This window comes from Celeribacter baekdonensis (assembly GCF_900102315.1).
Taxonomy (GTDB): Bacteria; Pseudomonadota; Alphaproteobacteria; order Rhodobacterales; family Rhodobacteraceae; genus Celeribacter; species Celeribacter baekdonensis.
The window spans coordinates 288,727-311,713 of record NZ_FNBL01000004.1 but is presented as its reverse complement, the minus strand read 5'-3'; the positions used below and the strand labels follow the sequence as shown (position 1 = coordinate 311,713).

Annotated in this window: 24 protein-coding genes and 1 pseudogene; 7 read left to right on the top strand and 18 right to left on the bottom strand. The window is 54.3% G+C overall.

Annotated features, from left to right (window positions below; genetic code table 11):
• Positions 1-354: pseudogene (locus tag BLT54_RS10070) on the top strand (transposase); the annotation flags it as partial.
• Between the two features lie 101 nt (positions 355-455).
• Here the strand turns inward: BLT54_RS10070 and BLT54_RS10065 are convergent.
• The 6 genes from BLT54_RS10065 to BLT54_RS10040 form a co-directional block, all read right to left on the bottom strand.
• Complete coding sequence (locus BLT54_RS10065; protein WP_074644415.1) at positions 456-1,253, bottom strand: DUF1217 domain-containing protein; 798 nt, start codon at positions 1,251-1,253, stop codon at positions 456-458.
• Complete coding sequence (gene flbT, locus BLT54_RS10060) at positions 1,250-1,657, bottom strand: flagellar biosynthesis repressor FlbT (protein ID WP_074644412.1); 408 nt, start codon at positions 1,655-1,657, stop codon at positions 1,250-1,252. Before flbT ends, BLT54_RS10065 begins: the two co-directional genes overlap by 4 nt.
• On the bottom strand, positions 1,658-2,029 hold the full coding sequence (flaF, locus tag BLT54_RS10055; RefSeq protein ID WP_100220028.1) for a flagellar biosynthesis regulator FlaF: 372 nt from the start codon (positions 2,027-2,029) through the stop codon (positions 1,658-1,660).
• Positions 2,030-2,118: 89 nt separating this feature from the next.
• Positions 2,119-3,633, bottom strand: a complete 1,515-nt coding sequence (locus BLT54_RS10050; RefSeq protein WP_074644410.1) for a flagellin — start codon at positions 3,631-3,633, stop codon at positions 2,119-2,121.
• Between the two features lie 228 nt (positions 3,634-3,861).
• Positions 3,862-4,215: a hypothetical protein gene (locus BLT54_RS10045; RefSeq protein ID WP_074644407.1), complete on the bottom strand. Its 354-nt coding sequence runs from the start codon at positions 4,213-4,215 to the stop codon at positions 3,862-3,864.
• Entirely contained in the window at positions 4,202-4,492 is a 291-nt protein-coding gene (locus BLT54_RS10040; RefSeq protein WP_074644403.1) for a rod-binding protein, read from the bottom strand. Before BLT54_RS10040 ends, BLT54_RS10045 begins: the two co-directional genes overlap by 14 nt.
• Positions 4,493-4,600: 108 nt before the next feature.
• On the opposite strand from BLT54_RS10040, the gene BLT54_RS10035 reads away from it, so the two are divergent.
• From BLT54_RS10035 to BLT54_RS10025, 3 genes are all read left to right on the top strand, one after another.
• Positions 4,601-6,700, top strand: a complete 2,100-nt coding sequence (locus BLT54_RS10035; RefSeq protein WP_074644400.1) for a flagellar hook-length control protein FliK — start codon at positions 4,601-4,603, stop codon at positions 6,698-6,700.
• Positions 6,701-6,711: 11 nt separating this feature from the next.
• A complete protein-coding gene (locus tag BLT54_RS10030) occupies positions 6,712-7,389 on the top strand; it encodes a flagellar hook capping FlgD N-terminal domain-containing protein (RefSeq protein ID WP_074644397.1) in 678 nt (225 codons plus the stop codon).
• Positions 7,390-7,461: 72 nt separating this feature from the next.
• A complete protein-coding gene (locus BLT54_RS10025) occupies positions 7,462-8,346 on the top strand; it encodes an aminoglycoside phosphotransferase family protein (protein WP_074644395.1) in 885 nt (294 codons plus the stop codon).
• On the opposite strand, the gene ubiB is transcribed toward BLT54_RS10025, so the two are convergent.
• Positions 8,324-9,859: a 2-polyprenylphenol 6-hydroxylase gene (gene ubiB, locus BLT54_RS10020; protein WP_074644392.1), complete on the bottom strand. Its 1,536-nt coding sequence runs from the start codon at positions 9,857-9,859 to the stop codon at positions 8,324-8,326. The genes BLT54_RS10025 and ubiB overlap by 23 nt on opposite strands.
• Positions 9,859-10,611 (bottom strand): bifunctional demethylmenaquinone methyltransferase/2-methoxy-6-polyprenyl-1,4-benzoquinol methylase UbiE, encoded by a 753-nt coding sequence (gene ubiE, locus BLT54_RS10015; RefSeq protein ID WP_074644389.1) that lies wholly within the window; start codon positions 10,609-10,611, stop codon positions 9,859-9,861. The genes ubiB and ubiE overlap by 1 nt, the downstream gene beginning before the upstream one ends.
• An 86-nt stretch (positions 10,612-10,697) precedes the next feature.
• On the opposite strand from ubiE, the gene mutM reads away from it, so the two are divergent.
• From mutM to rpsT, 3 genes are all read left to right on the top strand, one after another.
• Entirely contained in the window at positions 10,698-11,549 is an 852-nt protein-coding gene (mutM, locus tag BLT54_RS10010) for a bifunctional DNA-formamidopyrimidine glycosylase/DNA-(apurinic or apyrimidinic site) lyase (protein ID WP_074644385.1), read from the top strand.
• 62 nt (positions 11,550-11,611) lie between these two features.
• The gene (locus tag BLT54_RS10005) at positions 11,612-12,388 is read left to right on the top strand and encodes an enoyl-CoA hydratase (RefSeq protein WP_074644509.1); all 777 of its coding nucleotides are present in this window, start codon (positions 11,612-11,614) and stop codon (positions 12,386-12,388) included.
• A 154-nt stretch (positions 12,389-12,542) separates the two neighbouring features.
• Positions 12,543-12,806 (top strand): 30S ribosomal protein S20, encoded by a 264-nt coding sequence (gene rpsT / locus BLT54_RS10000; protein ID WP_009570456.1) that lies wholly within the window; start codon positions 12,543-12,545, stop codon positions 12,804-12,806.
• A gap of 96 nt (positions 12,807-12,902) precedes the next feature.
• Here the strand turns inward: rpsT and BLT54_RS09995 are convergent, their stop codons facing one another.
• The 10 genes from BLT54_RS09995 to BLT54_RS22545 form a co-directional block, all read right to left on the bottom strand.
• Entirely contained in the window at positions 12,903-14,006 is a 1,104-nt protein-coding gene (locus BLT54_RS09995; protein WP_074644382.1) for a flagellar basal body P-ring protein FlgI, read from the bottom strand.
• Positions 14,006-15,013, bottom strand: coding sequence for a flagellin (locus tag BLT54_RS09990; protein WP_074644379.1), 1,008 nt, complete (start codon positions 15,011-15,013; stop codon positions 14,006-14,008). Before BLT54_RS09990 ends, BLT54_RS09995 begins: the two co-directional genes overlap by 1 nt.
• 1 nt (position 15,014) lies before the next feature.
• Complete coding sequence (flgK, locus tag BLT54_RS09985; RefSeq protein WP_074644376.1) at positions 15,015-16,472, bottom strand: flagellar hook-associated protein FlgK; 1,458 nt, start codon at positions 16,470-16,472, stop codon at positions 15,015-15,017.
• A 34-nt stretch (positions 16,473-16,506) separates the two neighbouring features.
• Positions 16,507-17,802, bottom strand: a complete 1,296-nt coding sequence (locus tag BLT54_RS09980) for a flagellar hook protein FlgE (protein ID WP_074644372.1) — start codon at positions 17,800-17,802, stop codon at positions 16,507-16,509.
• Positions 17,803-17,893: 91 nt separating this feature from the next.
• A complete protein-coding gene (locus tag BLT54_RS09975) occupies positions 17,894-18,745 on the bottom strand; it encodes a flagellar motor protein MotB (RefSeq protein WP_074644369.1) in 852 nt (283 codons plus the stop codon).
• Positions 18,746-18,902: 157 nt separating this feature from the next.
• Entirely contained in the window at positions 18,903-19,946 is a 1,044-nt protein-coding gene (locus BLT54_RS09970; protein ID WP_074644365.1) for a heme-dependent oxidative N-demethylase family protein, read from the bottom strand.
• Between the two features lie 12 nt (positions 19,947-19,958).
• Complete coding sequence (locus tag BLT54_RS09965; protein WP_074644360.1) at positions 19,959-20,909, bottom strand: PDR/VanB family oxidoreductase; 951 nt, start codon at positions 20,907-20,909, stop codon at positions 19,959-19,961.
• Entirely contained in the window at positions 20,906-21,508 is a 603-nt protein-coding gene (locus tag BLT54_RS09960) for a dimethylamine monooxygenase subunit DmmA family protein (RefSeq protein WP_074644356.1), read from the bottom strand. The genes BLT54_RS09965 and BLT54_RS09960 overlap by 4 nt, the downstream gene beginning before the upstream one ends.
• Before the next feature lie 69 nt (positions 21,509-21,577).
• A complete protein-coding gene (locus BLT54_RS09955) occupies positions 21,578-22,711 on the bottom strand; it encodes an aminomethyl transferase family protein (RefSeq protein WP_074644352.1) in 1,134 nt (377 codons plus the stop codon).
• A gap of 89 nt (positions 22,712-22,800) precedes the next feature.
• Entirely contained in the window at positions 22,801-22,977 is a 177-nt protein-coding gene (locus BLT54_RS22545) for a hypothetical protein (protein WP_176832863.1), read from the bottom strand.
• Positions 22,978-22,987: the final 10 nt, after the last annotated feature.

Here is a 22,987-nt window from a genome sequence, read left to right as displayed (position 1 = left end):
TGACAGTGTTCTCCGAAAAGTATGGCGTCAAATACCCAAAGGGTGTTGCTTGCCTGACCAAAGACCAAAACGCGATGCTCGCATTCTTCGACTTCCCGGCGGAACCATTGGGGCCACCTGCGCACATCGAACCCCATTGAAAGCGTCTTCGCGACTGTTCGGCACAGAACAGGTCGCACCAAAGGCGCGCTGTCACAAAAGACCGAAAAGCTGATGGTCTTTACCCTCATTCAGGCTGCATCGAAAAAATGGCTGCGCCTCAAGGGCAGAAATCAGTTGCCAAAAGTCATCGAAGGAATCAAATTCAATGACGGTCTCGACGTGACCAACGATGCCGAAAACCGCGCCGCCTGATGATGCGCGTCACCCAAATTCAACCATAGCTCAACTGCATGGGTAATGCACCACTTACACTGAATTTCTCCATTCTCGTCAGTTCAATAAGACTTTTTAACTCAAAAAGATCCAGTCAAAAGCGCAAGCGCATTAGATGCTGCAGACGTGCCTGTTGACCCTGCATTGATTTCGGACCGTATGAGAAAAAGCTTCACGAGGTCTTCTCTTTTTTCAGGGTCTGAAAATTGAGCGACCTCAGAGTTTCCAAAATACTGCTTAGCTTTGTCTTTGAAAATTGTCAGCTGTTGGTCTAAATCCAGTGTGCTGACAGAACTAGGAAGTCCAAGTGCTGTTTGCATCACAGACCTCACAGCTTCATTTCCCATAACTGAGTACCAACGACCGTTTCCCGTCGTATCTTTATTTGCAATTTCTGTCAGCTCTGTCTCAATATTTAGAGCAAGCCGCATGTCATCATTTTGCTCGCCGACGGCAATTTCAAATTGCTTATTTTGGTAGGAAGAAATGATCTCGTCCGGAAAATCACTCAGTACAGTGTTCGGGATGTCGAAATTTCCAAACCCGAATGCTTCTGAAAATTTAAAGTAGCGCTTGTCGGACAGCTTATTTGAGAGTGAGTCCGAATCGAGCGTGCCCTCGTCCAAAACGCGCTCAATAAAATATTTGTTGTTGATGTCATCATCCAACCCGAATGCTCCCAGAGCGACTTTGAGAAGGCGGAAATTTGACACCAGTTCCTCGGCAGACTTTACTTCCGCGATATTTTCGCGGAAGTAATCGATGTCGCGCTTTATTTCAGAGGAGGCGTTGAATGCCTCCTGCTGGTTATCCTTCGTGCGTTGAAGGACAACCCATCCGGCGTAACCACCAAATGGAACAACAGGCTGATAGCTCATTGGTATTTAGCGGCCGACAATAGCCGTTCTTCTCTTGGAATGAGCGCGCGAAGTGCTTTGAGTGCTTGATAATACTGCTCGTTTTGGATTTCCGCCGTCGCGGTGTTTAAAATTTTGCGGCTGTCGGGGTCTGTTAGAACCTGACTAAGCTGCTCAATTCCACGCATAAGCTGAATGTTCGCATCTTTTGGCTCTGCGTCGCCTGAGAGGACGAGTTGCGCAATATAGCACACTCTGCGAACTGGAGTGTTTACTTCTTCAGGGTGTATCGCATCGCGTAGCCTGAGGATGTTTGCATTTGGCGTCACAATTGAAAGTCGAGACCGCCTGTCTCCATTTTCAATCACAGCACCGTTGATCAGAACCCGTTCTTTTGGGCCGAGTTTTAATACGAGGCCACTCATTTACTGACCCTCCCGATGCAAGCCGCGCATAATGGCTGTGTTGATGTCAATGAGGGCTGTCTCATTGGCTTTTTTAGAAAGAATTGCCGATGTATGTTGAGCTGTGAATTGAGCAAGATAAAAGATTTTTGCTCTAAGCTCTTTTGGGAGTTGATTGTCTTTGTCTGCAACGCTGGAGGCGAGAAGGGTCCAGAGGCGACGGTTGTCGTAAAGAGCTTTTACATAATCAGGGTAAGATGTTTTCTTATCTTCTGAAGCTTGGCGCAGACGGTGCGTAATGCGCGCGAAAGCCTCGTACTCAGTTCCGCGAGGTGTACGAATTGGGGCGGTGGTATTGGAATAGGCCGTTCGGGCCATTTGGAGAGCGTTCACGTCGTATCCTTCCGGTGACAATGAATTCTACAGCGCGGGTTTTACCGCGGTGAAAACCGGGCGCCGATCTGGCGCCCGGAAGGTTGCTCTTAGCCAAAGAGCGACAGGATCGACTGCGGTGCCTGGTTTGCAATCGAAAGAGACTGCACGCCCAGCTGTTGCTGAACCTGAAGCGCCTGAAGTTTGGCAGAAGCTTCTTCCATATCTGCATCAACCATAGAGCCAATGCCGGACGTCAATGCATCAGTCAGGTTGGAGATAAAGGTCGATTGGGTTTCAATGCGACCTTGGGCCGAACCAAACGAAGCGGCTGCGTCGATCGAGTTGTTGATAAGAGTCTCGATGTTGCCAAGAGCCGCATCAGCGCCTGAATTGCTGGTTACATCAATGCTGTCGAGCCCGAAAAGACCACCAGAGGCTTTACCGTCTTCGTTACCAGTAACGGAGAAAGCAAGAGAAGACCCGGCGTTATCGACTTTCAAAGACCACTGCCCAGTGGTTGCGTCCTTGGCTACGGTTGTGCTGATGTCTGCAAGGCCAGCCGAGTCAATTGCCGTTTTCAACCCCTTGGCGACATCCTCCATTGATTCGCCTTTACCGGCGACATAGTTGTAGGAACTTCCGCCGACAGTGACTTTGTAGCCATCGCCTTCCTTCACAGCGGCTGAGGTCGAAAGAGCAATGTTTTCTGCACGTTCGTCGATGTCACCAGATGTTGCCGTCAGAGAGCCGGTGCCATTTAGGGTTGTGATCAAGACATCACCATCACCTGCTGTCGTCTCGCCCACGCTCACAGAAACACCTTCGAAGGCTTTGGTGGAACTGACCGTCAGCGTACCGTCACCATTGCCTGTCGCTGTCACGCCTTCGATGCCGAGACCATTGATGAGACCAGCAAGGCCATCTCCGACGTCAGCAACGGCTGTGCCGGCGGCAGTAAAGCTCACCTCGATGCCGGCGACGCTCAGCGTTGCCACATCATTCGCAGCCCAGGTGTTGCCGACTGTCACAATTGCAGTATTTGCGGTATTGGACACAGCTGCGGCAGACGCGGTTGCGTTGGATGCGAGAGACGTACCCGAACCATAGGTCCCTGCACTTGTGGAGAGATCCATGCGATTTACTGTGATGTCCGAGGCTGTCACAGTCCCGTCAGAAGCACGGTCCAAAGAGGACAAGATTTTAACGTCGTCGGTGCCTTCAACCAGACTCAGTCCATTGAACTGGGCTGCGCCGATGACCGATTTCACCTGACCGACCAAAGCGTCAATATCGGTTTGGATTTTTGCGCGATCAACGTTTTCTTCTTGAGACGCAACGACTTTTTCTTTGATGTTGGTCAAAAGGTCGGTGACCGTCTCAGACGCTTGAGCGGCAACGGAAAGTGTCGATTCACCGAGAGCAAGGCTGTCAGAGATTGCATTGAAACCGGCAACATCGGATTCCATGACTTTCGAGATGGCCCAGACCGAAGAGTTGTCCTTGGCGGATGCAACATCTTTACCGGTCGAGATCATGCTCTGAGTCTTGGAAAGATTAGAGTTGATGGAGTTCAAGGTTTGCAGCGCAACCATTGCGCCATTGTTGGTCAGAATGCTGGACATAGCATAATTTCCTTTGATCTTGGGACGCGTTTTGCGCCGCATGAGTTTCGAGATCCACCCCCACGGGCAGGTTCAGGACCGTCATTCTGACTGATTACGGATGACCGCTTCCGGTCTACCGTGCCACCCCCTCGGGATGCACTCTGATCTATGAAGCTTAAAGGCTAAGAGTTCCCTAAGCTGTTCCGAATTGATGCTTCGAATTTGAGGCAAAAATCGGGCAAACCGTTATGCTTTTCTCTTCATGGTTAATGACTTGTTACCAATCGGGGTGGTTTTCCCAGCCGGGCCATAGGCCGTGAAGCTGCGCGATGTACTGCGCAACGAAAGCAATTTTTCCCGTGCAGATTTGATCCCCTTCGCAGACGCCATAAGAAGACGGCTGTTGTGCTCTGAGCGCTGCTTCAACGCCTTTAAATCAGATGGAGAGATCTGCGCTTTGGCCACCATGACAAGAAGCGATTCTTTGGTCTTCGAGAGTTTTTCGAGAGTCGAAAAGTCGCTTTTGAGAATCGCGGCCTTTTCTTTATCCAAAAGATCTGACAGCGCCGCAGCCGGCCGAAAGGCATCAAGAAGTGCCATCTATAGTCTCCTTTAAAGCGTCAAATATGTATTCCGCGAGGCCAATACCGCCAGCTTCAACAATCTTTTCTGCCTGAGCCTGAACCAAAAAGGAGGAAAATTGATCTTCGCCCGTTCCACCTCCGAATGTGTCCGGCGTTTCACCGAATCCAGCACTTTTCAACATTTCGGCAAGAAACGTTGCCTCGAGTTTATTCGCAACATCCTGCAACTTTTCCTCTTGAGACGTCTTTAAAGTCTGACTGTGTTGGATCGCATTGATTGCGTTGGGGGTCATGGGCGGGTCACTCCAATTCGAAGTATTTTTCGACTCATACCCCCCATTCGGTAAAGAAGCGGTAACCACTCGCGGAGGATAGTGACATCACGGCGAAAGAAATCCCGGATGCAAGAAATGCAATTACAAACTTTAGACTTCGCAGCGATTGCGCGCACTGACGGTCAAAACCGTTCCCAAAACACACCTGTGCCAGGGGATATTTTACCCGAACATGCTGAAAGCACCTTTGCCTCCGTTTTCGGAGCGCAAAGCGGCACATCAAAACCCAACGTAGAGCACACTGATGTGGTCATGGCGGGCGTGGCTATGGTCGGAGGCAATGACCAAATGACGCAAACCTCCGCCAAGGATGTCTTTGATGGGCTGGCGGTTGTTGCGGGTGAGAGCACCACAACGAGCGACGAAAGCATTGAACTGAGTGACACGCCGGACGCCGGTTTTGAGCCCGAGACCATTCCATTTTATGGACAACAAATCGACAAATCCCAGATCGACAAACCTCTGTCAATTCAACCTCTTGCTGTGACCTCAGTTGAGGTGCGCTTTGCGTGGCAAGGAGATGATCGGCCCAATACTCCGCTTTCCGTAGCGTCATCCACGGTCGATAAAAACCAGCCTTTCATCGCAGGCGTTGAGTTGGACGCAAAGGAAGGCGCTGCTCAAAATCCGACTGACGAAATCACTGGTCTCTCTCTTGGTGAGGCAGAGGCTGATTTCTCTGTAGAACAGATTGGGAATGAGGTGCATTCGGAGCAAAAAGCCCAAAATGGGTCAGGGAGTTTAGATTTCCTCAACCGTCCTGAAAACCAAGGCAACACACCTCAAGCCACGGCTGTACCAAGCCACACCAGTGAAGTCTCCACAGGAGCGATGGCTGGACAGGGTCGCTCTTTTGATGATGCTGCGTACAAAAATGATTCTCTAAAATCCACTGTCGCGAATTCCAAAATCTTGCGCCTGGAGCCGTCCACAGGCGGTGCGGCTACAATGAGCCGTAATGAAACAGCGCTTTTTGACATGAATTTTGCGCCAGATGATACGGTGTCGGATACAGATCAATCCACGATTTCAAAAGCGGTTGAAAAGCCAAGCGCCCCTCCCGAGACCACGGCACATGCAAACGCCAAACTTGCGATCTCGTCCGTTCTTTTGCAGGCAGACACCACAACAGAGCAGACATCAGAATCTCAGTCGAACAGTATCCTTACGGTGAAAGATGACGAGGGCCGATTGGATTCTGATCTGATCGGACCGAAAGTTGGCACCGAGCCCCTCAAAGTCACAGCTGGTCAAACCGGAACACTTCCAAACCCCTCTGTTCTAGAAAAAACGACGCTCACGCCACTCATGTCAGAGGGTGTGCCCGAGACTGTGAGTCACATTGAGGCGCCAAAGGCCGCAACGGAAACGCCAACGTTCGCCCAACAAAACACGCTGCAAGCGAAAGGTGGCACAGAACAATCCGCTGCCGCTCACGTTGCCACTCAGCAAAATGACGGCGATGCGCACATCGGGCGTCATTCGGATGGGGCTGCGGCTGAAAAAGCGCAACAGGACGACGATAGGACCGAGATCACAACCCGCGCAACGGCGACACCCGGCACATCAACAGTGGCCTCTTCGGCTCTCGTCATGTCTCAAATCACGCCGTTGACGCATGCGGAAGCAGAAGAGCTTAAGGCCGGAGTAGAGGGTATCTCCGAGAGGCTTGGCGAACAGGCGCATGTCCTGTCTGCCGCCGATCGCGCGAATGAAGCCGATTCCCCGGTCAGTATGGCAACAAAAGCGGACCTGCCAACTCGGGTCGCGATGCAGCTTGCCGATGCGGCACGGCAACTTCCCGATCGCCCTGTTGAAATCACTCTCTCCCCTGAAGAATTAGGCAAAGTCCGGCTCTCTTTTCAGCTTTCAGAAAACGGTGCGATGCATGTGGTGATTGCGGCTGAACGGGCTGAAACCCTTGATCTTTTGCGGCGCAACATCGACAGCCTGATGACCGAATTCCGAGATCTTGGATATGAGAACAGCGGGTTCTCCTTTCAGAGCTTTGATCAAGGATCTCAAGGGGGTGACCAACAAAAATTCGACAGTTCTGAAGGAACATCTGCGGAGAGTTTGAACGCCATGCCTCCCGCCCCCAACCCACAAATTCAGCCTGTGCGCCTTTCGCTTGATGCGACGTCCGGCATGGATCTTAGACTCTAAAGGAGCATCAGATGACCAACACAATTGCACCGGCGGCGACCACATCCTCCAGTTCGACAAGTTCGAAGTCTACAAGCACCAACTCGGCATCTAGCACGGTCGGGTCCGATTTTGATACGTTCCTCAAAATGCTTACCGTACAAATGCAAAACCAAGATCCGCTTAACCCGATTGATTCGACCGATTACGCGACGCAGCTCGCGACATTCTCATCGGTCGAACAAGCAGTTTTAACCAATGATCTTCTAGAAGACCTCTCGGCTCAGCTTGGGCTTATGGGGTTTTCGCAATTGTCAGGCTGGGTCGGTATGGAGGCGCGCAGCGAAGAAGCCGCCTATTTTGACGGCTCACCAATCTCGCTCAAATCCGATCCAGCCACGGCCGCCGACAAAACTGTTTTGGTCGTGCGCGATTCGAAAGGAAATGTTGTCCAACAGGTCACCATGGACCCAACCTCGGATGTCGTGGAATGGGCGGGCGTCGATGACGATGGTGATCCATTCAAGACCGGGCTTTATAGTTTTGAGCTCGAAAATTACAGCGGCGAAACCTACCTCTCCACCACATCTGTCGAAACCTATTCCCGCATTGTCGAAGCACGATTTGACGCAGGATCGACCATTTTGGTGCTGGAAGGCGGCAATGAAATTGATTCCGATTCGGTCACCGCACTGCGCGATCCAAGTTGATGCAATCGCGGGTTGCGACGCCTGCCCGCCCCCCGTTAAACTCCGGCGATCCCGCGTTCGGAGACCGCATTGATGACATCCCTCGCCCAAGACGCACAGGTGACGCCGCCAAAAGAGATTTTGGTTCAGGCGGGCCGCATGATGACGGAGCCGATGGACTGGTCGTGTTTGTCTGGCGGGCGGACCAACGCAATATGGCGAGTGATCAGCCCAGACAGTGATTGGGTGTTTAAGCTCTTTGATATATCGCGCGCTAACCCTCTATTCCCCAATGACCCCAAGGCCGAAATTACCGCGCTTTGTGCCCTAAGGGGGCATGGCCTTGCGCCTGAGTTCGTCGCCCAGTTTGAGACATCAATGGGACCTTGCCTGATCTATACCTACCTGCCCGGCGCATCAGTGGCCAAGACCGATGACTCGGTTCTCAGGGCGCTAGGGCAATTACATGCCCTGCCCGCACCTCTTGGGATTCGGCAGGTTAATGTCAGCTCATCAACGCTATTGGCAGACGGAAATCGGTTTCTTAATGGCCAAACGACAGACCTCGCCAAGCGACTGCACAGCCACAGGCCCGCTCTACGCGATGTGCCGCCCATGTCGCCCATGTCGCCCGCGTTTCTTCACGGCGATCCAACGCCCGCAAATGCGCTGTCTCAGGATGGCATGGTCCGGTTTGTTGACTGGCAATGCCCAGCATTCGGAGACCCGACGGCGGATTTGGCCATCGCACTTTCGCCAGCTATGCATCACGTTTACGGTCAGACCCAACTGAGCCTCGCAGATGAAATGTCCGCACTTGATGGCTATCCCAACCCGGAGATTGTGGATCGCTACCTCACGTTGCGCCCCGTGTTCAGGTGGCGCATGGCGGCCTATTGCGCCTGGAAAGCAAGTATGGGTGAAACGATTTATTCGGACGCGGCGGACGCAGAACTCAGCTTAGAGCAAGCGCTATAACCGCACCGATCCCGGCCGCAACCGCACCGCCCGCCACCAGCCAAAGCGCCTGCTTTCTGTCCGAACGCGGCTCCACAACAGGGGCCTTTTGCGTTTGTGCGATCAACAATGCCTCCGCCAACTGCGGTAATTTCGGGCCAAATCGCGCCAAAACAGTTGCCGTGCGCCACAAATCCCGTGTCAGCGCGCGTGGGCCGATGTTGGATTTGATATAGCTCTCGACCACGGGACGGGAGACTTCCCAAATGTTGATATGCGGATCAAGCGAACGCGATACGCCTTCGACAACCACCATCGTGCGTTGCAACAAAATCAGCTCGGTGCGCGTTTCCATGCCGAACCGTTCCGTCACCTCAAACAGATAGGACAAGAGCCGCGCCATCGAAATCCGGCTCGCATCCATGCCAAAAATCGGGTCGCCCACGGCACGAAGCGCACGGGCAAATTCATCCACATCCCGGTCGGCGGGTACATAGCCCGCTTCGAAATGAACTTCCGCCACGCGTTTGTAGTCTTTTTTGATAAATCCGTAGATAATTTCGGCGTAAACGCGTCGGGTATACTCATCCAGCACGCCCATGATGCCAAAATCGAGCGCAATGACATCGCCATTTGCAGCGATCTTGAGATTGCCTTGGTGCATGTCCGCGTGGAAAAAACCATCGCGTAGTGCGTGACTCAGGAACATCTGCAACACCTTGCTGCCAAGAGCGGCACGATCATGCCCGGCGGCAATGATTTGGTCGATATCGGAGGCCGTGATCCCATCAACCCATTCAAGCGTCATCACCCGGCGCGCCGATAGGGCCCAATCCACGGCAGGCACAGAGAAGCCCTCATCCTGTGCGGTATTGGCGGCAAACTCAGACGCCGAAGAGCTTTCAAGACGCAGATCCAGCTCGCCTTTCACCACGCCTTCAAAATGCGCAATCACTTCGGTTGGACGCAGGCGGCGGGAGGCAGGGGAAAACTTTTCGATCAGGGATGCGGCGAAATAAAACGCATCAACGTCCTTGCGAAACGCTTTTTCAATACCGGGACGCAACACCTTCACCGCAACCGATTGTCCGGTATCGGCACGCACGGCCTTGTGGACTTGGGCGATGGAGGCCGCAGCCACGGGTTCGGAAAACTCGGAAAACAACTCTGAGATGGGATGTTGTAGCTCGGCTTCGACCGTTTTGATCGCCACATCGCGCGGGAAGGGCGGAAGGTCATCCTGGAGCACTTGAAGCTGTTTGGCCAGATCAACCCCAACCACATCGGGTCGGGTCGACAGGATTTGGCCAAATTTGATATAGGCGGGTCCGAGCGCCGTGATCGCACGGGTCAATGGCGGCAAGGTCTCGTCTCCGCGATAGCCGAGCCAGCGAAACGGCCACACCACGGTTCTGGCAAAAATGCGAAAGGCACGCGGGGCCTCCATCGCATCCATCGCCTGTTTCATCGCACCCGTGCGCTCCATCGTAGCACCCGTGCGGATCAGCCGCCAAATATTGTGGGGACCCCGCATTAGATTTTCCACCCCGAATGAAGCGCCGCAATGCCAAGGCTCAGATTACGGTACTTCACGTTATGAAATCCTGCGGTTTTGATCATCTGCGCAAAACTGTCCTGATCCGGGAATTTGCGAATGCTCTCAACAAGATATTGATAGCTGTCGCGGTCGCCAGCGATCATCTGGCCCATGCGGGGGATGACGTTAAAGGAATAAAGGTCATAGGCCTTTTGCATCGCGGGATTGGGCAGTTGCGAGAACTCCAACACCATCAAACGTCCGCCGGGTTTCAACACCCGGTAGGCCTCAGAAAGGGCATCCTCGATCCGCGTCACGTTCCGAATGCCAAAAGAGATTGTGTAAACGTCGAATTGGTTGTCCTCAAACGGCAGGGCCATTGCATCGCCCGTGACCCAATTCAGGCTCTCAGCCATCTGTTCGGCCTCAGCGCGTTTGCGGCCCGCAACCAACATCGACTCCGTCATGTCGAGCACCACGGCACGCGCGCCCGGCGCGCGTTTGAGGAACCTAAACGATACATCGCCCGTTCCACCCGCCACATCCAAAAGCCGCTGACCGGGGCGGGGCGCCAACCAATCCATCAGCGCGTCTTTCCAAACCCGGTGAATGCCCATCGACATCACGTCATTCATAATGTCGTATTTCGTGGCCACGGAGGTAAAGACACCATGGACCATCCCGGCCTTTTGATCTTCGGCCACATCTTTAAAGCCAAAATGTGTCGTCTTCTCGCCCGTGTTGGTCATCGTGCTTGCACCTTTCTCGAAACTTACCCTTCTTATAGGCCTCATACCGGGCGTGACAATCGCATGTGGAAAACGGAGAGATCAAAATGCCGGAATTACCAGAGGTCGAGACGGTTCGTCGCGGGTTGGAACCCTCCATGGCGGGGGCGGTGATCGCGCGAGCCGATGTCAATCGACCCGATCTGCGCTGGCCCTTTCCCGAAAACATGGCCGCGCGGCTGACAGGCGCACGCATCGAGCGGCTCAGACGGCGGTCGAAATACATCCTTGCGGATCTCGACACCTCTGAGACGCTTTTGATCCATCTGGGGATGTCGGGACGGATGACTGTCTCTGGCGACCCATTGGGCCAGTTCGTCCATGAGCATCCGCAGTTGGAAAAGCACGATCATGTGGTCTTTCACATGGAAAATGGCGCGCGCGTGACCTTTAACGACCCGCGTCGGTTTGGGGCGATGGATTTGATGGCGACGGACGCCGAGGCGGCGCATCCGCTTTTGGCCAAACTAGGACCCGAACCTTTGGGCAATCAGTTTGATGAGGCGCATTTGATCGCTGCGTTTACAGGCAAAAATACCCCGGTCAAAACCGCGCTTTTGGATCAGCATATTGTCGCCGGGTTGGGCAATATTTACGTGTGTGAGGTGTTGTTTCGCGCAGGGATTCATCCGGCGCGCAAAGCAGGTCAGATTGCCAAGGCCCGCGTCGCCTCGCTTGTACCAATCATACGCGACGTTTTGTTAGAGGCGATCGAAGCGGGCGGGTCGTCGTTGAAAGATTTCCGTCAGGCGGATGGTGAGCTTGGCTATTTCCAACACAACTTTCGCGTCTATGGTCGCGAAGACGCGCCTTGTGTCGCGCCCGAGTGCACATCCGAGATCAAAAGGATCGTTCAGTCCGGGCGCTCGACCTTCTTTTGCCCGATCTGCCAGAGATGACTTGATCCCTCTGGGCCAAGTGTTAGGACTCCCCAAACTGCGATCCACATATGGAGGGCGATATGGCCTACAAAACGCTTATTACAGAAATCAAAGATGACGTGGAACTGATCCGGCTGAACCGCCCTGATGCTCTAAACGCTTTGAATTCACAGCTTTTGTCCGACTTGGCCGATGCCGTTACCAAAGCCGACCACGATCCAAAGGTACGCGTGATTGTCATCACCGGATCGGAAAAGGCCTTTGCGGCGGGCGCTGACATTAAGGAAATGTCGGGGAAAACTTACGCCGACATGGCGACGGAGAATTTTTTTACCGACGATTCCAATGCCATTTTGGCCGCACGCAAACCGATCATCGCCGCGGTATCTGGCTATGCGCTGGGCGGCGGGTGTGAATTGGCAATGATGTGCGATTTCATCATTGCGTCTGACACTGCGAAATTTGGCCAGCCCGAAATCAATCTTGGCATCATCGCAGGCCTTGGCGGCACGCAACGGCTGACGCGCTTTGTGGGCAAATCCAAGGCGATGGAAATGCATCTGACGGGCCGTTTCATGGATGCCACAGAGGCGGAGCGCTCGGGTCTTGTGTCGCGCGTGGTTCCGGCCAAAAACCTGCTTGAGGATGTGATGGCAACCGCCGCCAAAATTGCGGAAAAAAGTGCGATCTCTGTCGCCTCGGCAAAAGAGGCGATCAATCGGTCTTATGAAACCACCTTGGCTGAGGGTGTGTTGTTTGAGCGCCGGGCTTTCTATGCGCTCTTCGCGACAGAGGACCAAAAGGAAGGCATGGCCGCATTTTTGGAAAAACGTGCGCCACAGTTCCGCGACAAATAAAGCTATTTCTGGCTTCCCTTATGGGCGATTCTGCTCTAAGGGAGGCCTCACATGCGCGTGGAGCCCGCTTAGGCTATGATTGTCCTGCCCTTAACGGGGTGTCGGGGGCCGTGTGCAACATATATGCAACCAACCCCGAAAGAGGGAAACGATCATGGCAAATTCGCCCCAGTCCAAAAAACGCGCCCGTCAGGCCGTTGCCCGTACAGACGTCAACAAAGCACGTCGTTCGCGCATCCGTACCTTTATCCGTAAAGTTGAAGAAGCCATCCTGACCGGTGATCAAGCCGTCGCTTTGGCTGCTCTGCGCGCCGCTCAGCCGGAAATGATGCGTGGCGTCTCCAAAGGCGTTATTCACAAAAACACTGCAGCCCGCAAAATGTCCCGCCTTGCGGCACGCGTCAAAGCCATCAGCTAAGCCGTTCGACATTGATTAAAAAAACGCGCTTTTGGGCGCGTTTTTCTTTGCCTGTCTCAGCGCGCATAAGCACCCTTTTACGCATTGGTTCAAAAATCACCGCACGAGGAATTCGGCATGAAGCGCCCCTGCCGCTTTGATGCTTTTAAGAATGTCGATCATATCCCTCGGAGAGACGCCCAGCGCATTGAGGCCCGCGATAACTTCTGACAGAGACGTGCCTTCGTCGATCTCCGCAAGTCCGATGCCTGGCTCCTCTTCAAGGGTTGCACGTGTGCGCGGCACGATGACAGTGCCCCCTTCGGAAAAGGGATTGGGCTGGATGACAAGCGGTTCCTCTTCGATCCGAAGCGTCAGATTTCCCTGGCTCACAGCCACACGAGAGAGGCGCACATCCTCCCCCATCACAATGGTCCCAGAGCGCTGATCCACAACCACGCGTGCCTTGCGCTCAGGCTGAACCGAGATGTTTTCCACCCGCCCCAACGCATGTGCCGGCGAAAGTTCACGGGTCGCTTTGATGTCCAAAAGGACAGTGCCCGCATCCAGCATACGCGACACCACACGACCAAAATCTTTGTTGATCGCATTTTCAATGCGTTCTGCGGTGGTGAAATCGGGATCACGCAGGGCCAGCCGGACGGACTTCATTTGGGTAAAATCAAAATCAATCTCGCGCTCAACCCGCGCGCCGGCGGGGATGCTCCCAGATGTCGGCACGCCTTGGGTCACGGATGCACCGTCGCCCTGCGCCGATACACCGCCCGCGATCACGGTCCCCTGCGCAACGGCGTAAATCTGACCGTCCGGCGCATTCAGTGGCGTCATGATCAGCGTCCCCCCCAAAAGGCTTTTGGCATCGCCAATGGCCGACACAGTCACATCAATCTGTCCACCCGCCCGCGAAAAGGGCGGAAGTGTTGCGGTCACAAAGACGGCCGCGACGTTTTTGGGTCTGAACTGTTCGCCTGTAACGTTGACACCCAAGCGCTCCAGAATGTTCGACATGATTTCTTCGGTAAACGGGGCATTTCGAATGCCGTCGCCTGTGCCATTGAGGCCAACGACAAGACCGTAACCAACAAGGTCATTGCCGCGTACGCCGTCAAATTCGACGAGGTCTTTTATTCGGATCGGATTCGCTTGTGCCGTTGAGGCCAAAACTACGGAAAAAACGGCAGCGAGTAAGGCTTTAAGCATTAGATATAGTCCGACAGGCTGAGGCGCGACATATGCGCAGTGAGGGTGTAAACCAATTCAAGTTGTGTCTCGGTCTGCGTTAGAAGCGATGCGGCCTTGTAGGGATCTGACGAGATGATCTCGGATTTTGCAGTCTCAAACGCATAGGTCATGCTCGAATTGGATAGGTTTGCATCCTCTATGCGGGCTTCGACAGTGCCCACGCGGGCCTGAAGGTCGGCCATACCGGCCTGAGATCCCATAAGGGTTTCGCCAGCAGAACGCATCAAACTGGCCTGTTCGTTCAAATCTGAGGAAAACACACCCTCATCCACCAAAGACGCCAAAGCGAGCCCCTTAAGGGTTTGACGGATTGCATGATCTTTCGCGGTGATGCCTAGCCGCACGGATTCATTTTCTCCAAGCGAGAATGGAGAAAGTGCGTTGTCAGACCCCTGGTAGGCCAAGGTTTCATAGCCGCCTCCCGCAGACATGAACCAATCATCCACAATGGTTTCGACATCTGCCGCAGTTGTCGCGCCGGTCACCGCGGTTTGGAGTTCCGCCAACATGTCTTCTGCCGGGATCAGCGCTGTTTTGCTGGTGGCTGTGCCGGAGAACAAAGACCTATCCCCAATCCGCGTGTTGAGTCCTGATACCACCGCGTCAAACCGCGTCCGCGCATCCTGCGCTGCAACCGAAATGCTGGTCGCGTCGCCGTTCGTCGACGAGGTCAAAAGCGAGGAGGACAAGTCCGCGACATGGGAGGAAATCGCGCCAAACGTCGTTTGCATACTTGTGGCAAAGAGGTTCGCCTCCTGGATTGCGACATCATAGGATTCGAGTGTGCGCAAAGACCGTTCGATTGAGGCAAGCGGCGTAAAATCCCCCGACACCGCAGCGCCAAGGTCCTGTTTCTGGCCGCTTGAGACCTCGTAGCTGTATTTGTCGAGGTCCTGTTTCACTTGGGTGATCAAGCGCATGTTGCGCAAGGATGCGCCCATATCGCCGTAGGAAATTGCTGTCATCTTAAATCCCCATCAGCTGATCCATAAGGGCTTGGATCGTTTGAATAACTTTTGCGTTTGCCCCGTAGGCTTGTTCAATCACGAGCAGTTTTTGCATCTCATTGTCTGTATCCACACCATTCTCCAATTCGATCGAATGAAGGGACTCTTGTCGCGCGGTTGCGAACGTGAGGTCCGCCTCAGCTTTGAGCTGATTGGTTTTCCCGAGTGAGTAGATGTCAGATGCAAAACCCAGAGCGGAACGCTCGATAGAGGTCAGGCTGCCCGAGGATGCTATGCGGGTCTTTTGAAGAGCATCGGCCAGAGAATTCAGGATGGTCGCATCGCCTTGATCCCCTTCAGAAATGGCCCCAAGACCATCTCTGATTTTCCAAAGATCGCCGCCTTGATCGGGATTCAGGAGGGCATTGATCGAAATCCGACTGGACAGCCCCTCTTCGTTAAGAGGGTCAAGAGCACTTCCGCCATCGGTGAAAAGTCCGGCGGCCCCTATGCCAAGCGTGGGATCCGCATCCGTGGTTTCAAAACGCTCAACCAGATCACGGGCAAGGGCATCCAATTGAACCTGCGCATCCGGCGCGAGTTTGTCGCGCACTTCAAAGAGGCCCGCCAACTTTCCTCCGGCAATCGACCCTTTTTCCGCATCCGTCGAAACCAATTGATCGTTGATGGTCAGACCCGACAGAGCGCCGTTTTCGACGGTCATGTCAGGCGAAATGGTTGGCGTGGCCGCAAACTCAATCGTTGCGGCTTTGGAATCGACCAAAACAGCGCCGCCCGAGGTATAAAGCGAGATCATGCCATTGTTTTTTTGGATTTCCTTGACCGGAATGATTTCAGAAATTTGATCTACAAGGGTTTGTCTTTGATCCATCAATGCGTTGGGATCATAGCCTTGGGAAACCTGTTTTTGGATCGCAACATTCAGATCAACCACTTGCTGAAGGGAAGATTGCAGAAAGTCGACAGCTTTGCCGATTTGCTTATCCGTATCCATACGGATGTCTTTAATACTATCGGCTGCAGTTTTGATTTGGCTCGTCAGTTCCGTCGCCGCATCCAAGACCGTGGTCAATCGCGCCTCTGAATCGGGACGGCTCGCAGCCTCGATCAGCGCGGTTTCCAATCCGGTGATGCGGCCAGCCACCGAGTCTGCTTCGTCCGGCTGCCCCATGGCCTTGGTGAATGTGTCATAGAACTCTGCGCGCACATCTTCGAGGGCGACATCGCCATCTGCGATGCGCCGCTCGCCCGTAGTGACCGGGTCATAAAATCGCGAAACCCCGTCCACGGTAACGCCCGAGCCGGTTTTGCCGACTTGGTGCGAGGAAAGTTCAATATCGCGCCGACCATAGCCCTCGGTCATGGCATTTGCGACGTTGGACGACACAACATCGGCCGCGCGTGAGACAGCGTTCAGGCCCGTCAAGGCATTCGCCATAGCGTTAGAGATACTCATCGCTTATCCTCCTTTGCCCCAGGCCCGTTCACTATTACCGTTTGATGTTCGTGGTCTCCTGAAGCATTTCATCGACCGTTTGGATGACCTTCGCATTCGACGAATAGGCCCTTTGTGTCTGAATCAGATCGGTCAATTCCGCCGCGACATCCGTGGTCGAACCTTCACGCGCAAAGCCTTCGATCGTACCCGTCGGACCATCGCCCGCGTCCCAAAGGAAGAAGGAGCCCGAGTCAGGCGAGACCTGATAGGTCTGGTTGCCCAGCGATGTCAGGCCGTTGGCATTTGGCACATCCACCAAGGGAATTTGGTAGATCGTCCGAGTGAATCCGGTGTCATAGGTGGCGGTGACATATCCGTTGTCCGCAATTTCTACCGAGGTGAGGTTACCAACCGGCGAACCGTCTTTGGTGATCGACGTTGGAGCGAACGTATCAGACAACTGGGTCAACCCATTTGTATCGCCCGGCTTCCCGATGGTCATTTCAATCGGGCCACCGTCAACCATCAGCGCCAAGGTTCCACCCGTTGCATTGTAGGTCGCAGCAGCCGGGTTATTGACGGTTGGCGTGACCGTTGAAAGCGTGCCGCCGGAACCGCGAGAGTCATCAAAAACGATTGTGTATTCGCCAATGATCGCCCCGGCAGAGGCCGAATCTGTGATCGACATCACCCATGTGTTGGGAGCGACAGCATCCGGCGTAAACGTCACGTTGAGCGACTCAGACGTCCCGAGGTTGCCAAAATACTCAACAGAAAGCGGAAGAACCTCCGTGGCGTCCTCCGCCGGAAGGTTCACACCCAAATTGATTTTCGTCGTCGGGTCACCGGCGGTTTGGTTGGAATTGATCACAACAGGTTCGAGCCCGGTCATCGTGTCCCGCGCGTATGTCGCGATTGTTCCGTCCGCTTCGGCGGGCCAACCCAGCAAAACAAGGCCAGAGTCGGTTTTCAAAATCCCGTCAGCATCCGTGTAAAACGAACCCGTCGTCGTCATCATCAGGGGCTGATCCCCCATCGTCCCGTCAATAGAAACTTCGGTGGTCACGGGAATGAAACCATTCCCCGAAATCGCGATATCGGTGGCATTTGACGTTGAAACGAGCGAACCCTGTTCGGCAATCAGACGGTTCGTGGAGGCCCGCACCCCCCCGGCAGAATAGGTGCCGGAACTGTTGCTATTGGTGATCACGAAAGACTGAAAATCAGCCTCGGCTCGCTTGTAGCCATAGGTGCCAGAGTTCGCGATGTTATCTGAAATGGTCGCAAGGCGGGTGGCATTGGCCGCAAGGCCCGCCACGCCAGCGTTGAGCGAGGAGGAAATAGACATATAGGTAGCGCCTTTCTGCTGCTAAGATCCGAAGATCGAGTCACAGAATGCACATCCAGGCTTAACGACCCCCTAACGCGTAAAATCCAATCTATTTCTTTTTCCCATTATTGCGCAAAAGGATGATCTCCACTCGGTTGTTGCGCGCAGCCATGGGATTTCCAACTGCGGGTTTGCGGTCCGCATATCCGGTGACCCGTTGAATGCGGTTGCTCGGCGTCCCATTCCTCTCAATCAAGAGGCGTACCTGATCCGCACGTTTGGTGGAGAGATCCCAAACCGGATTGTCGGCGACAACCAGCGGCTGCGATTGAACATATCCCGTGACAGCGATGTCATTGCGGACAATTTTGAACACATCTGTCAGCATTTCGACCAGAATCGTCATGATCTCTTCCGGTTCAGCCGAACGGGCATTGAACAGCGGTTCATCATCCAGATCATGCAGTTCAATGATCAAGCCCTCATCGGTCACGCGAGTCACGATATGGCGCATCGCCTCATCGGCGGCCATGCTTTCGCCACTGAATGCCGTGAGGAGTTCTTGCACTTCGGCAAAAGCTTTGGCTTCCATGGCTTCGGCATTTACATCCTCAGTTGAGGTGGATGATTTGGAGGAGCCATTTTTACTTGCGGCATGCGAGCTTGAGGCGCCTGTTCCGTTTTGTGACAGGGTTTCTTCGGTAAACACCGAGTCTCCGCCAAAAGCCCCGTCCCCACCGCCGGAAATCCGGTTCACGGGAATGGTCGGATTGAAATAATCCGCAAGCCCTTTGCGTTGCTTTTCCGTTGTCGCATTCAACAGCCACATCAAGAGAAAAAATGCCATCATCGCGGTCACGAAGTCAGCATAGGCCACTTTCCAGGCACCGCCATGATGACCACCACCGGCGATAACCTTTTTTCTCTTGATGATAATTGGCGCATTGCCTTTAGCGCTCATCACACCACCTCATTCTTCACCCGAGAACAGGTCTAACAAAGAGGAATGAAAGGCTGCTTAACTCCTAAAATTGTATGAATTTTGAAGTGCATAAACCGTAAGAGCCGCACCACTCATCGGTGCGGCTCTTACATCGTTGGCTGAAAAAGTCGCGTCTTCACGCGTCCGGGAAAATCCCCGGAGAGGTCGGTGCGCCATCATCAAATTGCGAGAGGTAATTGACGATGGTTTCCTGATTGACCGCAAAGCCTTTGTACTCGGCCAAGGTCGGATCAATATCGCGCAAGACGCGATGAAGGCGACGCCCCCATTTCGGTTGCGTACAAATGTCTTCGAGACAGGCGAGGTAACAACGGATCGGAAAGGCGATCGCATTAGAGCGCGGCAGGCGCCAAAAGCTCTGCAATTCGATCCGAAGATGCTGTTTTCGACCCACATTCTCCGGCGTGATGGTGCGCTTTTCCGGGCCCCATTTGTGATAGTTCTCGGGGCTGGTGTCGAGGCGGGGATTGACCGTCATCGTCCAATTGAGACGACGATAGCTTTGCCCCTGTTGCATCGCCAAAAGGAACTTCAACGCCTTATCAAACACGCCCATTTGCTTGGCCTTGGGCACTGGCGCGTGCCATTCGAAAAAGTTCATGCCAATGTCGAAATCAAGAGACCAATCCGCCTGAGATGTCACCATTCCGGCATCCATCCACAGGTTGCCATCGCGCTCATGCAAGAGGGCAAAGTCGCCTTGGGTTTGACGCGTGATGTATTCCATCGGACCACAAGGCAGGGTCGTTGGGTCAAGAAACGTAAACCGTTGTTCGATCCCCAAAGGGCGGTTGATCCAATGCCAGCGGTTGCCATCGCGGTGCAGCGTAAAGAGGTCGGGATAATCCTCGGCCTTGGACACCATGATGATCTCCAAAAGGTCCCAACCGGCCAGTTCCATATGGGGCAGGGACTGACAGCGCAAAGGATCGTCATCCAGGGTGATCGCCCGGTCTTTCATCTCAGAAATATAGTGCTCATCAACATCAAACCGGAACTCAAACGGCGAACCTTTTGGGCCCCCCGGATGGGCCTCGATGTTGACCGAGTACATGTATTCATCGCGATCAAACGGAAAGGGCAAACGTTTGATCGCGCGTTCCGTGTTAAAATAGCTGTAATCACCACGGAAGGTTTCGTCATTGAATTGAAGGGTCATACTCTCTCTCCGTCACAGATCGAGGACCAACGCGTCGCCAGTAAAGCGCGACATGCAGGGCATGATCTTTTTTTGTTCAGCACGTTCATCGCGCGACAGCCAATGGTCATTGTGTTCGATCTGGCCATCGCAGGCGGCCACCTTGGTCTCACAGCGGCCACAGGCCCCACCCCGACAACTCCAATCAATCTCGACCTCGGCGGCCTCAAGGGCTTCGAGCAGGCTTTGGCTGGCACTGACCTCAATCATGCGACCGGATTTGGCGAGGGTGACGGTAAAGGGCTTGCCCGGCGGCGGCGAGGCGAAGGCTTCAAAATGCAGCGCGCCTTTGGGCCAGCCGTGGCGCGCGGCAGCGTCCAACACCGCGGAAATCAGCCCCTCAGGACCACAGACATAAACATGGGTGCCAATCGGCTGACCCGTCAGGATTTCACCCAAATCCATGCGATTGCCCTCCTCCGAAATATGCGCATGAATGCGCGCGGATTTTGGCAGAAGTTTCAGCCCAGCGGCCTCATCGCGCGACCGCGCGGCATAGTGCAGCTCAAAGGGCTGTTGCAGCAAATCGAGCTGATGCAGGTGCGACAGGAACGGCGTGATACCGATACCGCCAGCGATCAACACATGTTTGCGGGCACGCGGATCGAGAGCAAACAGGTTGGTCGGCACGGAAATCCGCATCTTGCTGCCCGGCGTGACCTCGCTGTGCATGTAGCGCGACCCACCGCGACCCGCGTCTTCGCGACGCACGGCGATTTCATAGCCTGACGCATCGTTGGGGTCAGAAATCAACGAATAGGCATTGCACCTAAGCATCTCGCCATCGGGCATTTCGACGACCACATGTGCGCCGCCGGAAAAGATCGGCAAGGGGGCTTTTTCAGGGTGTTCAAAGCGGAAGCGGGTCACAAGCGCGGTGAGAGGTTCGACCTCGGTGACCTCAAGCGTCATCTGTTTGCTCATGCTGTGATCTCCTGTGTTTCAGGAATAACGCCGGGGGTTTCTGCGTCGACACAAACGGCCTGAAATACACCAAGACGGCGGGAGAAATGGTCCCGCACAAACAGGGTTAGCCCGCAATGCGAACAGGTAAACGGATCGGTGGTGACGTCTTGGGTCACGCCTTTGCAATGGACGCATTGCATCGGTCGCCCGATGGAGCCGCGATGTTCCATCTGGATCGCGTCCAATGGCAGGCCAAGCGACAAAGCCAGCGCCGAAATGCGGCCCATCATCCCTTCAGAACCCGCAAGGTAAAGCTGAGTCCCCATATGTGCGGCCCCTAAAAGCCGGTTGATCAGGGTCATCGCCGCATCCAAAGACGCCTCTTCATGATAACCCTTGGCACCAAGTTCAGCCAGTTTAGAGCCAAATTGTGCCCCTTTGGGGATGTAAATCAGATGCGCCTGATCCAGCACGGCAGCGTCCCGATCCACAAGATCCAGGATCGCTTCGGCGCCCTCGGCATCGGCGATCATGATCGACGGGGCGGCGCCTTGAGGCACAAGGCCCGCATAGGTGGGACGGCTTTCAATCGAGGGTGAAAATGAAGTGTTCGGCATTGTTTTGGTCCTGTTGTCGGATCGGTGCGGGCGCTTGACCGCGCCCTGCCCCAGGTGTGTGACAGGCGATTAACCCTTGGCGGTGCGCCGCTTTTTGTCAGCGTCGTAGAAGGGCATCGCATGAGCGATGGCCGCAATCTCGCCATCCGGATTCTGAACCGTCAGCTTGGTACCATCGACAGCGCAGTCGACCGGCATCCGCGCGATACCGACGTTGTGTTCGTTAAGCGGGGAATACATGCCGATGGTGACAACGCCGACCTGTTTGCCGTCTTGCAAAAGCGGCGCGCCTTCGACGGCGGGCGTGGTGCCGTCAAGTTTGACACCGTAGATTTTGAACCGCTCTTTGCCTTGCAAACGATAATGTTCTTCGGCACCCCGGAATCCGGTTTTGCCCTTGGACACGGTGAAATCGAGACCAAGCTCCCAAAGCGTGTCGCCTGCGGCCTCGCCATCAAACGGATACATTTCCGAGTTGTCATAAGGGAAGAACAACAGATAGCTTTCGGCCCGCAACAGATCGAGCGTGGTGAAGCGCGACGGGATGATGCCCATCTCAGCGCCCTCGGCCACAATCGTGTCCCAGATGTCCACAGCATCCTGACGGCGGCAAAAGATTTCATAGCCGCGCTCGCCGGTGTAACCCGTGCGCGAAATCATCACGGGTTTGCCAAACAGCGTGGTCTGGATGTGGCTGAAATAGACAACATCGCGGATACCCGGAACGTGTTTTTCCAGATAATCGACGGCCATCGGCCCCTGTAGGGAAATGTCGTGCAGATCATCGTCAAACATCATCATGACATTGCGGCCTGCGGCATATTTTGACAACTGTTCGTGACCCGCGCCGGAGCCATGCACCACCATAAAGCTGTGTGGCCCCATGCGATAAATCACACAGTCGTCGACAAACTTGCCCGCGTCATTGAGCATGGTCGCATAGGTTGAACGGCCCGGTTTGAGTTTTTCGATGTCACGGGTGGTCGCTTTGTCGATCACGTATTGCGCATGCGGCCCCATAAGGTGAACCTTTTTCAGGCCCGAAACATCCATGACGCCGGCCTTGGTCCGAATGGCGAGGTATTCTTCCGTTTGGTCCTTGTCATAGGTCCAAGCGGTGCCCATTCCGCTCCAGTCTTCGAGGGTTGAGCCCAGCGCACGATGCCGGTCTGCCAGCGCCGAAAATCTCCATGATGCGGTCATGAAACGTGTCCTTTAGATTGCATTGTCTTTTTGATTTTGAAACCGGGCGACGGAGAACCGCCGCCCGGATTGTGCCAATATCGGCAAGATCAGTCCTTGGGCTTGACCGCGTTATAGGCGTGTTTTTCGTGCCGCCAGCCAAGCACGATAGCCACCACAACCATGGTGAGGACGAGCGCGAGCCAAAGACCTTCGACGCTGCCGTATCCGGCATAGATGGCGCCGGTGATCCCGTCCCAGCTTGTGGCTTCAAAAGGAGCTTCCATTGATATTTCC